Origin of the sequence: Paenibacillus sp. yr247, from assembly GCF_900103825.1 — a bacterium.
Classification (GTDB): Bacteria; Bacillota; Bacilli; order Paenibacillales; family NBRC-103111; genus Paenibacillus_E.
Map to the genome: position 1 here is coordinate 618,799 of NZ_FNIF01000002.1, position 14,378 is coordinate 633,176.

Below are 14,378 nucleotides of genomic sequence, written 5' to 3' on the forward strand. Positions count from 1 at the left end.
GTAGTAAAACGGAAAAACTAAGTATACGTATTGCCGATCTATATCCTGCTAAATTAGGCTAATACAGCGAGAATGTCGCTTTCGCGCAAGATCAACAGTTCGCGGCCTTCGTATTTCACTTCAGTTCCAGCGTATTTGGAGAAAATGATGCGGTCGCCTTCGCTTACTTCAAGCGGAACACGAACGCCATCTTTCAACGCGCCTGCGCCTACGGCTACAACTTTACCTTCTTGTGGTTTTTCTTTCGCTGTATCTGGCAGCACGATACCACTTGCTGTAGTCTCCTCTTTCGCAACGGCTTCAATGATTACTCGATCACCTAACGGTCTGATCATGGAAAAATAGCCTCCTTTAGAAAATTGGTAATGGGTGTATTCGGTTATTAGCACTCGAATGTGTTTAGTGCTAACAACAATTCTTATGATACTCATTCTGGGAGTAATTTGCAAGTCCTTTTACACATTTTTCATTCTTTTGGGCACCCCACTCATTCTACCCAAATGAAATACAAATATTCGCCGAGACAAAGAAAAACAGTCTGCGCCTTAGGGCAGACTGTTTTCTCATTTTGCACCAAATTCCTGCTCCCACTGCGCATCCTTCACGAGCTGCTTGCGATAGATGAATCCCGACATAAATACGCTAAATTCATACAAAACAATGAGCGGCAAAGAGACTAAGATTGCCGAAATTGCATCCGGCGGCGTGATGACTGTAGCTAAAATAACAAGCAGCATGTACGCATATCTTCTGAACTTATGCAGACGTTTTGGATTTAAAAGGCGAATTTTCGTGAGGAACATCACGACAATCGGCATCTCAAACACAATCGCAAGCGGAAGAATGATATTGAACATGAACGTAAAATATTGCGCTGCCCCATACATCTCCGTAATTTCGAGACTCTTACTAATCGAGGAAGTAAAATAAAAAGCCATCGGAAAAACAACCCAATACCCGAATGAAAGACCCAGCAAGAAAAGCAAAAAAGCTGCAGGGATATAAATTATCGAAGCCTTCTGCTCAACCTCGCGCAGACCCGGCTTAACAAAAGCCCATATATGATACAGAATAACCGGCAAGGTAATTAAAACACCAACGGCCAAACCAAAATTCATATACAAGCGTAAAGCATCCCATGGGGAAAAAACGTTCCAACCGATTCCGTTCGCCGGCGGAATATTTTTGAGGTATCGAATGAGCGGTTTGGCGCAAAGAAGTCCACCAACCATTCCTATGACCAGGACGGCCAATACCCACATGATTCGTTTGCGCAGCTCACCAAGGTGCTCTACGAGTGACATTTCTTCGTTCGTTGACATATTTCACCAACCTGATCCAGTGAATCGAGCCTAGTAAGGCTGAAGCACTTGTTATGCTGAAAAGAAACGGCTAGTCTGGTAGACGCCGCGTGTTGCTGGGCGGCGCGATAGGCGCTGCCGCGGGTGGTGCTGCCGTTGGTGGTGCGGGCGTTGGTAGTGCGGGCGTTGGGACGGGTACTGCTGGTTCTGCCGAGGAGACCTGTGATACGTCCATTGGAGGAACAGATTGTTCCGCTGATGGTGTGACTGGTGCTGCAGGCTTTGACTCTGCCGGCGCTTGCGGCTCATCGTTCAGCAGAGCGTGAGCACCTTTCTTGAAATCCCTAATCGTGCGCCCCAGCACACGGCCAATCTCGGGCAGCTTCTGCGGCCCGAACAGGACAAGAGCAACGATTGCTATCAATATTAGCTCGGTGAAACCGATATTTTGGAACATGGACTTCATCTCCATCATTTGTTGCGAAATTAACAAAAACCGTATAAACTACGTGGCACATAGCAGCATGACTGCAGCGAAATCTCCTCGAGGGAGCTTCAGTGCGGCCAACGCGATCTAAAAGGTCACTGCACTTTTGCATGACCTGCAAAAAGTGCAGGTATTTTAGCTGCTTTTCACCTGTATGACCACTTTACCTGCATTTTGTACATCAATATCTGCTAAAATCGGCCAAATTTCTACCAAACCGCCAAAAATGATGTACATATTACAGCAAATTGCTAGATACGAAACAAATTCATCAAATTACCTGCACAAAATGCAGGTAACAGTCATCGCATCGAAACTTGGCATGAAAAGTAACTCAACTCGATAATTCAAACAGGCCTAATATGACGGACTTCATCGTCTAGCACTGATCTAGCACTGATAAAACCCACCGTACCCCATCTCCGTAATGTCGCTGCGGACGATTGTCTCGCCTGCGCAAATACGCGGCAGCAGCACATCAAAGGACGTGTACGGGTCATGCATTACGCAACCCGGCAAGCCCATGATCGGCACATCGCCCAGATAGGCGATCATCAGCATCGAGCCTGGCAGCATCGGCGTGCCGTAGCTGACCACGCGGGCGCCGGCCTGCTTGATCGCGCCCGGCGTGCGGTCGTCCGGGTCCACGGACATGCCGCCCGTGACCAAGATCAGATCCACGCCCAGCGCTTGCAGCGCGTGGATCTCGCCCACTATCGCTTCGCTGTCATCCGACACGAAGCGCTGGTCTACTACTTCGGAGCCGAGCTGCGCGACCTTCTCCTTCACAACCGGGCCGAATTTATCCTTAATCCGGCCCTTAAAGACCTCACTGCCCGTCGTAATAACGCCGACGCTCAGCTTGCGAAACGGCTTCACCTCAAGCAAGGTGAAGCCCTCTTCGCGGCGAGCGGCAGCCAGGCGCTCGACCTCCACCACCTTCGCTTCGTCCACAATCAGCGGGATCACCCGCGTGCCGACCAGCGAAGCGCCTGCCTCCACGACCGTGTTGCTGTGAATCGTCGACAACACAACCTCATCGATGGCGTTCACGCGATCAACGAACGTCTTATCGATCTTAACCAAGCCGTGAATCGTCGATTTCACGTTCACTTTGCCCTCATGCGGCTCGGTGAGCTTGAGTTCATCTCCCGCTATTGCCTTTGCCATGCGCAGCGCAGCTTCATCCTCATGCAGATAGCCAGGCTGCAGCTCCATCACGTAAATATGCTCTTTTCCGATACTGAGCAGCGCAGGAATGTCGGCCTCGGTAACCTGATGGCCTTTGCGAAAAAGACGACCTTTGAACTCACCGGGCAAAATCTGAGTAAGATCATGGGGCAAAATCATGCCGATCGCATCTTCGACTTTGACCTCGCGCAGCATGGAATCAGGTTTACTCACCCATGGTCACCTTCTTTGCCTGTCAGAATACCCAGCGCATGCGGAAGCTGATCGATAATCGCCATCAGGTTCTCCTGCACGCCCTTCGGACTGCCCGGCAAATTAATGATGAGCGTGCGTCCGCGAATGCCGGATACAGCTCGGGAAAGCATCGCTTTCCGTGTTTTTTGCATCGAGATCATCCGCATGGCTTCTGCAAAACCTGGCGCAACCCGATCAATCACATTGAGCGTAGCTTCCGGTGTCACATCACGGGGGGCAAGTCCTGTGCCGCCAGTCGTTAAGATCAAATCTGCCTGATAATAATCGGTCATTTCGATTAATGAAGCCATGATTTCATCCATCTCATCCGGAACGACCCGGTACTCGATGATCTCACCTTGAATTTCCTCTTCAATCAGCTCGCGGATTACCTGAGCGCTAGTGTCTTCTCGTTCTCCTCGGTAACCGCGGTCACTGGCTGTCAAAATCGCAACTTTCCAGTGCATCCTTCGTCACCTCTCCCTTGTTAACTGAATGAGATAACCCCACTAACCTGAGTGATCGTCGACTTTCTTTTTTATGCAAAATCCTACTTTGTGTTTAGTCGGATCACTGTCAACTATTGTCTGTGAAAATCCCCGTTTTTACCGCCTGTTTTCAGAACAAGCAGCGTGGAGCTGATAATCATATCCTTCTCTACGGCTTTACACATGTCGTAGACGGTCAGCGCTGCTGCGGATACGGCCGTTAAAGCCTCCATCTCAACGCCTGTCGGACCCGTCGTCCGCACGGTTGCTTCTATGTATAGTTCATTGTTGCCGTTATCAGTAAACTGAATGTCTATGCCCGTTAGCGCAATCGGATGGCACATGGGGATCCAGTCTGACGTTTTTTTGGCCGCCATGATCCCAGCCACCTGCGCTACGGCGAGGACGTCGCCTTTTTTCATTTTACCCAGCTTAATTAAATCTAGCGTCTCGCTCTTCATGATTAAAGTGGAACGCGCTGTGGCCGTACGCTTCGTCTCTATTTTATCCGAAATGTCGACCATTCGTGCTCGTCCTTGTTCATTAAAATGAGTTAATGGGGAGGAATCGGGCAAGTCACTCACCTCTGTTTTATGATTCTGATTTGAAGACCATTTTGCTCTCGGTGATGATGCCGTCAACGCGGAAATCATGCCAGGATGAGGGGACGCCAGGAATCAATTGCTTATCAAAAGCGGCCGCAACCGCAAAAGGTCTCTTCAGTCCGCGCGCAGCAAATAACTGCATGAATCGATCGTAAAAACCGCCGCCGTAGCCCAGTCTTCCGAAATCCATGTCAAAGGCAAGCCCAGGGACTATGATCATAGAGATGGTGGCCAAGTCGTGCTCAATAGGCACCTCGCAGCGAGGTTCTCTGATGCCCCAAGCCCCGCTCTCCAGATCTTCATAGGAGCTTATGATATGCAAATTCATCGTTTTCGTTTCCGCTACAACCTTCGGCACAAGCACGCGGATTCCCTGCTGCCAACACCATTCCATCAGCGGGGCAACGTCCGGCTCAGACCGAAATGGCATATACGTCATAATCGTTGGCAGGCTGGACGTTTCGTTCTGTCCATGCCCAAGAAGCCTTTCTGAACAAAGCTTCGTTATTCTCTCATGAATGCGCTGCTGCTTCTCTTCGCGTTCTTCAGATATGATGGAAGAGCGTAGTTCTTCCATTTCCTTGCGTAATTCAATTTTCCGCTCTCGGATGTTCATACTAGCTTTCAGCCCTTCCCTAACGAGGAGTGGTTTCCCCCATTTTAACATAAACAAGGAAAAAAACTATACTCCCACCCAAGACCCCAGAGGAATGAACGTTATTACGGGAAAATGGTCCGAAGAAATCGTCGGAATCGTCCATGCTGAACCGACATTCTTCCTATTCATGAAGAGGCAATCGATCCTTTTTCCATCTAAAAATGTAGCTTTCCTATCGGGTCGTAATGGAATGTTAGTGAGCTGTAGGGTGTCCATTTTCAACGGAAATGAGTCTAATTCCATATTAAAATCGCCTGCGACGACGATTGGATCTTCATTCTTTGATAAACCAACATTTATTTTAACCGTAAGCAGGCTTCTAGGTTCATTGGTCCCTGGAAGGAGCTCACTGCTGCTGTCCTCGATCGGATAACGGCTCAGATTGCAATGCAATATTGCCCAAGCATATAGGTTAAACTAGGAGCAAAACGCATATCCATGCCAAGCTGCTCAGCCAATGCCTTCGCTTGATCCACAAATCCGCTGCGCAAGCGGTAGCGATCCACTTCTTGTAAGGCGATGACGTCGGCTTTTTCTAAACCTTCGCCGTGATGTATATTAAATGTCATGATCGTGAAGCCTGCTTGTGTAGTTATTGAGAGGGATACAGGAATCGTATTTGCGGATTGCAGCCTTTATCGAGGGAGCTAGCTAGTGCTTGAAACAGAAAGAGGAGCAGAAAGAAACAACCTGCATATCTAGCATATCGCAAAAGTCCCATTTCCCTATCTCCCCCTACTGATTCTATGCAAAATTAAGCATACGACGCCCTCGCGCATGGTGTATACTAGTGAATTGATAGGATTTATTAGCCACCAAGAGCGTGGCCTCGGGATAGGTTCTTTCATTAATAGGCAGGAGGCAGCAGCAGATGCTATTACAGGTTTCTAACATTTCCAAAAGCTATGGGGTACGTTCCGTACTCTCCAATATAACGCTTCAAATCGAAGACAGGGAACGGATTGGTTTAGTTGGCGTGAATGGTGCCGGTAAATCGACTCTGCTCCAAATCATTGCTGGTGAAATGTCCTATGACAGCGGCGATTTATTCAAGGCGAAAGAAACGAAAATTGGCTATTTGAAGCAAAATAGCGGATTGAACACGGACAAATCTATCTGGAACGAGCTGCTGAGCGTGTTTAGTTCATTGCTGGAGACGGAGAGAGAACTGCGTGAGCTCGAAGCGCTGATGGCAGACCCGGATCTGATCTCGGACGAAAAAAAGTATGAAACCACGATGAATCGGTACGCTCAGCGTTCCGAATGGTTCCGCGAACATGGCGGCTACGAAATTGAAGCGAAAATTCGCGGCATTCTGCACGGGATGGGCTTCAGTCAGTTTTCTCCGGATACTCTGGTCCAAACGCTTAGCGGCGGTCAGAAAACAAGGCTTGCCCTTGCCAAAATGCTGCTCGAAGAACCCGATCTGCTCATGCTCGATGAGCCGACGAACCATTTGGACATTCCGACGCTTACTTGGCTGGAAGGGTATTTGCGAGGTTATCCGGGTGCTATTCTGGTCGTCTCTCATGACCGGTTTTTCCTAGATGCGTTGGTGACTTCCATTTATGAAATTGAGCGAAATGCGTCCAAACGGTATACCGGGAACTATTCCAGATTCATCGAGATTAAAGAAGCTAATTATGAGATTGAAATGAAGCAGTTCGAGAAGCAGCAGGATGAAATTGCGAAGCTGGAGGATTTTGTGCAGCGCAACATAGTGCGTGCTTCTACGACGAAGAGAGCACAGAGCCGCCGCAAGCAGCTGGAGAAAATGGATCGACTCGATAAGCCGATGGGGGATTTGAAACGGGCCTCGTTTTCTTTTGAAATCGAGCAAACTTCCGGGAAGGAAGTACTGCAGGTCGATCGTTTGGCACTTTCCTATGATGGGAAGAACAGGCTATTGGATGGCGTCTCCTTCCAGCTGCGTCGTTCGGAAACCGCTGCACTCATTGGACCCAACGGTGTGGGTAAATCTACTTTGCTGAAAACATTAATTGGGCAGCACAAACAAGATGCAGGCACCTTCAAATGGGGCACCGGCGTCACGATTGGCTATTACGATCAGGAGCAAACGGGGCTGATCCCTTCCAACAGTGTGTTGGAGGAAGTGTGGAACACATATCCGCATCTGGAAGAGGCCCGAATTCGGACCGTGCTGGGGAGCTTTCTTTTTAGCGGCGAAGATGTGTTCAAGAAAGTAGCTGCCTTAAGCGGCGGAGAAAAAGCGCGCGTAGCTTTAGCCAAGCTGATGCTGCAAAAAGCCAATGTGTTGATCCTTGATGAGCCTACCAACCATCTGGATTTATACAGTAAAGAGGTTTTGGAATCGGCATTGATGGATTACGAGGGCACCCTCCTCTTCATCTCCCATGACCGTTATTTCCTCAACAAAATGGCGGAAAGCATGCTGGATCTGCAGAAGAGCGGTCTCACAAGCTATCTCGGCAACTACGATGATTACCTCGAGAAAAAGGCCGAGCTTGCCGAGATGGAGACGAAACGTCTGACCAAAGAAGCCGAGAAAAAAGCTGCCAGTGGCAGCAATGCTGGCAAAATTGAACCCGCGAGCGGCGGCGGGTATGAAGCGGACAAGCTGGCAAAACGCGAAGAACGCAGCCGCCAGCGCAAGCTAGAGCAGCTCGAGCTTGACATTGCTCGGCTGGAAGAAGAAGTATCCGTCTTGGAGGCGGAGCTTGCTGATCCGGCTGTGTACAACAACTATGTGCTCGTTCAAGAAAAGACAGCTGCGGTTGATCAGCGGAAGAGTTCGCTCGCTGCTTGTTATGAGGAGTGGGAGACGCTCCTAGCATAGCTTCGAACAAACTTTCATTGTAGAATGTGCAATAGAAATGATCATTATCCCTACAATTAAGACTTTACATTGCAGAAGATACAATCAAATTGTCTTTGAACAGCCTTAGAGTCTGGCTATTGCAAGTAACATTGTACGAAATACATTAGAACGACAAAACAAAGACGACAAATTAAAAACTATTGTACAATCTGCAATAGAAATAGCAACTCACCTGCAGTCGGCATTCGCAATATAGGCATTGACATGGGTCCGTACAAGCAGCAAAAAAGTTTGGTTGAAAATTCAACCAAACTTTTTTGGCATCTACAGCACTCCAGTCAGACATAGTTTAGAAACGGTTTTATTGGGCAAGAAGTGACTTGTCCGGATATGGCGAATCGTTTTTGTTTTTGCCCGCATGACGATAGATTGCGTTTCGGCACGATTTACTGGTAAAAAAAGCACCCCGCCTAAAAAATCACCAGGTGTTATGCCCGTTGCCGCAAAAATGACATCACCGTCCCCTACCATGTCTTCCATCGTTAAGATCTTAAACGGATCCTGCAGTCCCATTTGCCGGCAGCGCTGCTCTTCTTCCGGGGAAGATGGCATTAATCGGCCTTGTATTTCACCGCCTAGACATGATAATGCTGCTGCGGCAAGCACTCCCTCCGGGGCCCCCCGAAGCCCATATATAGATCAACACCTGACTCTTGAAAGGCCGCTGCCATAGCTCCGGCAACGTCACCGTCACTGAGATGTTTAATACGCACCCCGACGGTACGAAGCGTTTCTATATGTGTGGCATGTCTTTCCCGATCCAAAATGGAAACCGTTAAATCCGATATTGATTTATTTAAAAAAAGGCCAGTTTCTCCATATAGATATCCGGAGCATGCAGCAAATTCCCCTTGCTCGCAACCGCAACAACAGCCAGTGCGTTGTTGTTTCCCTTCGCTACTAGCTCCGTTCCTTCCAAGGGATCGACTGCGATGTCAACCTCCGGGCCACCCTGATTACCTACCTGCTCCCCAATATATAACATAGGAGCATCGTCCATCTCTCCTTCTCCGATGACAACTGTGCCTTTGATAGACACGGAGTCGAACATAGCCCTCATTGCCGATGTAGCCGCCTCGTCCGCATGATGCTTATCGCCTCGTCCCATCCACCTGGAAGCTGCCAATGCGGCAAGTTCCGTAACCCTCACGATTTCTAATGCCAGTTCTCTTTCGATGTAGAAACCCTCCTAAAATAATTAAACTGAGATGCAAAATAACCCAAAAGACATAAAAGATTCATTTAAGTAGTTTCGAGCCCTGCAGCCGCAGTAGCAGCATCGGTACAGCGACGAAGATGATCATCGTTGCTGCTGCCACAATTTAGCAGCGTACTTGTAAAATCTTGCGCCGTGACCATGCCCTGCCTGAGAGTAGATTCCGAAACCAATATTTCTCCTCTACTGTCAGTTGTATAATGAAGGATTGGTGATAAGTAGGCTTTGGCACTAGCTGCTTCACCATTCACTTCAGGAGAAAAGATCCATAAGCTTTCCACTTCCGTCATTCCTGACATAAGCTGTCCCAGCCACTGATCCATGTCCCTCAAAACTTGCCTCTTCAACGCACTGAACCGCTCTGTACTGTAATGCTCTTTATCGTTGTAAAGTCTGTATAAATCACCTAATTCGAATAGTGTAATGCCCGGCAGCATCTTTTTATCCGATAAGGAACGCAATTGTGCATAATTGGTGCGCATACCGTAGGGTCTATCCACAGCTGCAGTTATTACTTCATCTCCGAGAGCCCCCTTATCCACAAAGCCGCCTGAATCCATCAGCATGAGCGGACTGTAGCGACGTAATTTCTTTTCGTCTAGGCCCGTTCCCATCCCCAAATCACTGCTCCCAAACACAGAGCGAAGAACGCCGTGTTCCTTCAACAAATCCCCTAAGACCCCTGTACCATAAGCTTGCTCTTCATTAGCCCGCTCTAGCATCTCAATGCCGGGCACAAGCAGTGAATCCGCCTCAACCGTTTCTCCCGGGCTGCGGCCTGTATAACGATTCATAAGTTCTGACATGCGAATGCCCTGCCAAGTATCCTTTGCTGCAAAAGCCTGCACTTCTGCGATTCCAATGGAAGGTGCACCTGAGCCCAAAGAGACATAAACATCTCGCATCGAGCGATTCAATGTGCGAATATTCATAGCGCCAACCGCACCCAACTCAGTAAGCCGCCGAAAATGGGGAAGCTCTGCCAATTGCTCTGATCGCAGCTCTAAAAACGAGAGAGCCGGTATCGAAACTACCGTTACCAGCTTGGGTTTTACTGCGTAGTTGATGATTTGATCATTTTGAACTTCCATCCCCCCCGCGCTTGTGGACAACTCCAACAATAAAGTAAAGATACCCACAATACAGGCTGCTTTTCTTAGCTTCATGGGTATTCCCCCACTGTTTTTGCTGTTAGCATTTTCATCATATTAATAAAACTATCCACTGCCGGATTGTTCCGATAATTTAAACTGCGTTGTTTGTTATCTATATTTCTTATCCACAACGTTATCCACAAAAAAAGAGAGGCAAAACCCGCCTCTCTTTGCGCTTTTTATTCTTTTTCCACAAATTTATCCACAGTATCCACAAAAACTTTTAAAAAAGTTATTCTTTCCTTTGACCATTTGAAACCGCTGATTCCATTGGGCTTTCTCTAGTTATGCACATTGTACACAGGGTATGTGTATAACTTTGCTCACAAGCTGTGTATATATCTAAGTTTTCTCACAATTTGTTTTGTTTTGAGCTGTTTATGAAGCTGTTGTGGCTTCAGTTGCAGCCGGTGAATGGCTTTGCATCCGAATGGCTTGGTTACAGGCCGAGATAAAAGCCTTCGCCACCGCAACAAGCACGTCTTGGTCTATCCCTGTATTTTTGTATGTTTGGCCGCCGACGGAGATAGTGACTTCAGCTTCTCCTGTTGCTTTTTCACCTGTGGATAACGAATGCAGCTCCAGGTCGGAGAAATCCACAGCCATCGGAATCGCTTGTCTGAGGCTCTGCACAATCGCTTCGATAGGTCCTTCACCTGTGCCCGAGTATACATTTTCGACACCTGTCTGATTGTTCCTAACCGATACGGAGGCGACCCGATTACGGTCACTGCTGGAAACGACTTGCATATGTGTCAGTGTGAATGGCTCCATCTGGCCGTCTACAGTAGAACCTACAAGTGCCATAAGCTGGTCGTCGGTCACCATTTTTTGCTCATCCGCTTTTTCTTTGAATCTCGTATACAGGGTGTCCAGTTCTTCTCCCGTAAGCTCAATGCCAAACTGCCCTACTCGGTGCTTTAGCGCATGACGTCCCGAATGTTTGCCCAGAATGATCATGGACCGTGGAATACCCAGCTTTTCCGGATCCATAATTTCGTAGGTGCTGCGGTTTTTGAGCAGACCGTCTTGATGAATACCCGCTTCGTGCTGGAAAGCATTTCGTCCGACAATCGGCTTGTTGTAGGCGATTGGGAAGCCCATGATACGGCTGACCATTTTGGATGTATTGAAAATCTCGCTGGACACGATCCCTGTTTCCACACCCATGGTTTGTTTGCGCGTCTCAATCGCCATCACGAGTTCCTCGAGTGAACAGTTACCTGCGCGTTCCCCTACCCCGTTAACGGTAACCTCTACGTGTGTCACTCCAGCCGCAATGGCCGCTAGGCTGTTCGCAACGGCAAGACCCAAATCATTGTGGCAATGAGCGCTGTACTCCACGGTATCGCCGCCTCTCACACTTTGGCGTACTCTGCGGAACATAGCCCCGTATTCTTCCGGCAGCGCATAGCCTACTGTGTCTGGGATATTCAATATGGTGGCACCCTCTGCAATGACCGCTTCCAGCACTTCAAACAGGAATTCGTCCCCTGTCCGGGTTGCATCCATCGGTGAGAATTCAATGCGATCAACGAATTGTTTCGCATAGGCGACCATGGAGCGAGCCATCTCGACAACTTGCTGACGGGATTTGCGAAGTTGAAAATCCAGATGGATGTCCGACGAGGACAGGAACATGTGAATGCGGCGCGAAGCGGCATCCTGTGTGGCTTTCACCGCCGAGTCAATATCCGCCTTCATGGCGCGGGCAAAACCGCAAATCTCTACACCCTGCAGTTCACGTGAAATTTGCTGCACCGCATGGAAATCACCTGGGCTAGATATCGGGAAGCCCGGTTCGATCGTATCCACGCCCATTTTCGCCAGCTGTCTTGCGATTCGAATCTTCTCCTCCGGATAGAGCGATGCTCCCGGTGCCTGTTCACCATCTCTTAGTGTTGTATCAAAAATACGAATGCGTCGATTGTTGTTATTTTCCATGGTTAAAATCCTCCTCAAGTTTGGGGCCAGACCTGCTGGCCATTTATTTTTACTTATTGGTTGATAATGAGCTTAACGCGTCCGGCTTATCTGCATCTGTCACCGCGCTACTTAGCAATGTTTTTCAGCGTTACAGAAGTTCGCAGCGTGAGAGAAGGTCAAGTTAGCTGCTTTTTGTTGATTGAGAAGTCACTTTAACAAACAACAAAAAGACCCGTCATCTCCACATAAGAGACGACGGGTCTTCACCCAGCGCGGTACCACTCTTGTTGACTCCGAGTTACGGAGCCCACCTCAGACATAGATCAGCAAAGCTGCTGCTGGCTACGTCACCCGATCACGGAGGTCATCCGTTCATCCCTAACAGCATCTGTCTGCTGATCAGCATGACCGCTTCCAAGCGAGTTCGGGGCATTCACGGTCTGCGTCGCATCAACCCGCAGCTTTCTGTACCGTACAAGTGAGCCCTTACTACTCTTGTTCATCGCGTTTGTTATATAATCACTACCTGTAACTGTTAACGGTTACTGCCGCTGCCGCTTCCCAGCTTCTCAGTAGAACCTGCAAAAAGTACATCAAATTTCATCGATTCTACCCTATTCGGTCCTATTACCTGTATTTTGTACAGTAAATACCTGACATACATACCCATTTTCGAAAAAATGCTGAAATTTGCTGTATTTTTTGCAGGTCTTTTTCCTAAATGGGCAATTGGGACGAAAAGTGATGCAGTTTTTACAGGATAGTCGCTGAGGAGTGAGCAATTAGGAAGAGTTGCGCATCAGATCCCCGCTATTCCAAAATTAACAACCAAAAAAGCCTGCCGTCTCTATAAAAAGAGACGACAGGCTTGAACCTTCCGCGGTACCACTCTAATTGATCCGAACTGTTACGTTCGAAACCACTCATGTACCTGATCACGGGGGTCAACCGTCAAGACCTACTTGGGTGCTGGATCCTTGGCATCCTAATCAGTCTTACCGCTCCCGGGCGAGTTCAGGTCACATTTCGTCTGTGCTTTCACCAAGCGCACAGCTCTCTGAGCGAAACTGTTGATCCTTACTAATCCCGTTCGTTGCGTTTGAAAGTATTGATTGTGATTATAATATGCGATTTTGGCAAAGTCAATACAGTTATCTGAAAATTAGTTTAATTTCTCTTACCACTCTTCGAGTTTGAGCTGAGGCTCCGCCTTCAGTTCCATCGAGTCGAACTCCTGCTTGTCCCACTTGAGAAATGCGGCTGCGCCAATCATCGCAGCGTTGTCAGTACAAAGGCCCAGCGGCGGCACGAGCAGCGGCACGTTCAGCTGTTCGCAGCGCTCGGCGAGCCTGCTGCGCAGCCCTTTGTTCGCGGCGACACCGCCCGCGAGCAGCAGCTGCTTCGCGCCGTATTCACGCACGGCGCGACCTGCCTTCTCGACAAGCACGTCGATGACGGAGGCTTGAAAGCCTTTAGCAATTTGCGCGATTTGAACGGTCTCGCCGCGCATCTTGCTTTGGTTGACGACGTTCAGCACAGCGGATTTCAATCCGCTGAAGCTGAAGTCGTAGGAGTCCGCTTCGAGCCACGAGCGCGGCAGCTTGATCTCGGATTCGGCTTCATGTGCAAGCCGATCCACATGAGGTCCGCCCGGGTAGGGAAGGCCCATTGCCCGGGCAATTTTGTCGTAGGCCTCGCCGGCCGCATCATCGCGCGTACGCCCGATAATGCGGAACTGGCCGGGCCTTTCCAAAAGAATCAATTCCGTATGCCCGCCTGACACGACGAGTGAAATCAGCGGGTACTCGAGCTCATGAACGAGTTGATTCGCATAAATATGTCCAGCAATATGATGGACTCCGATGAGGGGGAGGTCTAAGGCACAAGCCAGCGCTTTGCCTGCGACGACACCTACTAAAAGGGCCCCGATTAGTCCAGGCCCTTCTGTTACAGCAATCGCGGAAAGCTCCTGCAGCGATACACCCGCTTCTTCGACGGCTTCCTCCAGCATCCATGTGATCGACTCCACATGCTTACGGGAAGCCACTTCTGGTACAACACCGCCATACCGTTGATGCGTTTCAATCTGGCTGGAAATCACATTGGAACGAATGATTTTACCATTTTCGACGATAGCTACGGAGGTTTCGTCACAGCTTGTTTCAATGGCCAGGATGTAGACCGGCTTTGTGAGCTGGGCTTCCTTAGGGTCAGTCAAATCTCTCTGTTGTTCTGCATCTCTAGTCACATTTATCACC

13 protein-coding genes, 2 pseudogenes and 2 other annotated features are annotated in these 14,378 nt (G+C 48.9%); of the genes and pseudogenes, 3 read left to right on the forward strand and 12 right to left on the reverse strand.

The features are described 5' to 3' along the window. Positions 1 to 53: 53 nt before the first annotated feature. On the reverse strand, positions 54 to 335 hold the full coding sequence (groES, locus tag BLT91_RS07605) for a co-chaperone GroES (protein WP_028553854.1): 282 nt from the start codon (positions 333 to 335) through the stop codon (positions 54 to 56). A 228-nt stretch (positions 336 to 563) separates the two neighbouring features. Next, on the reverse strand, positions 564 to 1,322 hold the full coding sequence (tatC, locus tag BLT91_RS07610) for a twin-arginine translocase subunit TatC (protein ID WP_090818935.1): 759 nt from the start codon (positions 1,320 to 1,322) through the stop codon (positions 564 to 566). 89 nt (positions 1,323 to 1,411) lie between these two features. Between tatC and BLT91_RS32675 the strand changes: the two genes are divergently transcribed. Continuing rightward, positions 1,412 to 1,627, forward strand: coding sequence for a hypothetical protein (locus tag BLT91_RS32675; protein ID WP_254776853.1), 216 nt, complete (start codon positions 1,412 to 1,414; stop codon positions 1,625 to 1,627). Positions 1,628 to 1,647: 20 nt separating this feature from the next. Here the strand turns inward: BLT91_RS32675 and BLT91_RS32680 are convergent. The 5 genes and pseudogenes from BLT91_RS32680 to BLT91_RS07635 form a co-directional block, all read right to left on the reverse strand. After that, positions 1,648 to 1,776: pseudogene (locus tag BLT91_RS32680) on the reverse strand (twin-arginine translocase TatA/TatE family subunit); the annotation flags it as partial. 402 nt (positions 1,777 to 2,178) lie between these two features. Beyond that, a complete protein-coding gene (locus tag BLT91_RS07620; protein ID WP_090819825.1) occupies positions 2,179 to 3,174 on the reverse strand; it encodes a molybdopterin-binding protein in 996 nt (331 codons plus the stop codon). 14 nt (positions 3,175 to 3,188) lie between these two features. Beyond that, positions 3,189 to 3,680 carry a MogA/MoaB family molybdenum cofactor biosynthesis protein gene (locus BLT91_RS07625; protein WP_029197035.1) on the reverse strand — a complete coding sequence of 164 codons (492 nt, stop codon included), beginning with the start codon at positions 3,678 to 3,680 and terminating at the stop codon, positions 3,189 to 3,191. 113 nt (positions 3,681 to 3,793) lie between these two features. Next, positions 3,794 to 4,276, reverse strand: a complete 483-nt coding sequence (moaC, locus tag BLT91_RS07630) for a cyclic pyranopterin monophosphate synthase MoaC (RefSeq protein ID WP_302847470.1) — start codon at positions 4,274 to 4,276, stop codon at positions 3,794 to 3,796. A gap of 16 nt (positions 4,277 to 4,292) precedes the next feature. Continuing rightward, positions 4,293 to 4,973 carry a 5-formyltetrahydrofolate cyclo-ligase gene (locus tag BLT91_RS07635; RefSeq protein WP_090818944.1) on the reverse strand — a complete coding sequence of 227 codons (681 nt, stop codon included), beginning with the start codon at positions 4,971 to 4,973 and terminating at the stop codon, positions 4,293 to 4,295. Positions 4,974 to 5,016: 43 nt separating this feature from the next. Between BLT91_RS07635 and BLT91_RS30585 the strand changes: the two genes are divergently transcribed. Further along, positions 5,017 to 5,337 (forward strand): hypothetical protein, encoded by a 321-nt coding sequence (locus tag BLT91_RS30585; RefSeq protein ID WP_141224951.1) that lies wholly within the window; start codon positions 5,017 to 5,019, stop codon positions 5,335 to 5,337. Between the two features lie 4 nt (positions 5,338 to 5,341). Here the strand turns inward: BLT91_RS30585 and BLT91_RS31375 are convergent, their stop codons facing one another. After that, a complete protein-coding gene (locus BLT91_RS31375) occupies positions 5,342 to 5,533 on the reverse strand; it encodes a hypothetical protein (RefSeq protein WP_090818950.1) in 192 nt (63 codons plus the stop codon). 302 nt (positions 5,534 to 5,835) lie between these two features. On the opposite strand from BLT91_RS31375, the gene BLT91_RS07650 reads away from it, so the two are divergent. Beyond that, a complete protein-coding gene (locus BLT91_RS07650; RefSeq protein WP_090818953.1) occupies positions 5,836 to 7,782 on the forward strand; it encodes an ABC-F family ATP-binding cassette domain-containing protein in 1,947 nt (648 codons plus the stop codon). Positions 7,783 to 8,088: 306 nt separating this feature from the next. Here BLT91_RS07650 and BLT91_RS07655 read toward each other — a convergent pair. The 4 genes and pseudogenes from BLT91_RS07655 to tsaD all read right to left on the reverse strand — a co-directional run bounded on the left by BLT91_RS07655 (position 8,089) and on the right by tsaD (position 14,338). Next, positions 8,089 to 9,001: pseudogene (locus tag BLT91_RS07655) on the reverse strand (fructose-bisphosphatase class II family protein). Positions 9,002 to 9,066: 65 nt separating this feature from the next. After that, positions 9,067 to 10,206, reverse strand: a complete 1,140-nt coding sequence (locus BLT91_RS07660; RefSeq protein WP_090818956.1) for a hypothetical protein — start codon at positions 10,204 to 10,206, stop codon at positions 9,067 to 9,069. Between the two features lie 366 nt (positions 10,207 to 10,572). Continuing rightward, the gene (locus BLT91_RS07665) at positions 10,573 to 12,138 is read right to left on the reverse strand and encodes a 2-isopropylmalate synthase (protein ID WP_090818959.1); all 1,566 of its coding nucleotides are present in this window, start codon (positions 12,136 to 12,138) and stop codon (positions 10,573 to 10,575) included. A 227-nt stretch (positions 12,139 to 12,365) separates the two neighbouring features. Then, positions 12,366 to 12,632: a binding site (T-box leader), on the reverse strand. A 340-nt stretch (positions 12,633 to 12,972) separates the two neighbouring features. Further along, positions 12,973 to 13,223, reverse strand: a binding site (T-box leader). A gap of 74 nt (positions 13,224 to 13,297) precedes the next feature. After that, positions 13,298 to 14,338, reverse strand: a complete 1,041-nt coding sequence (gene tsaD, locus BLT91_RS07670; RefSeq protein ID WP_090819829.1) for a tRNA (adenosine(37)-N6)-threonylcarbamoyltransferase complex transferase subunit TsaD — start codon at positions 14,336 to 14,338, stop codon at positions 13,298 to 13,300. Between the last annotated feature and the right edge of the window lie 40 nt (positions 14,339 to 14,378).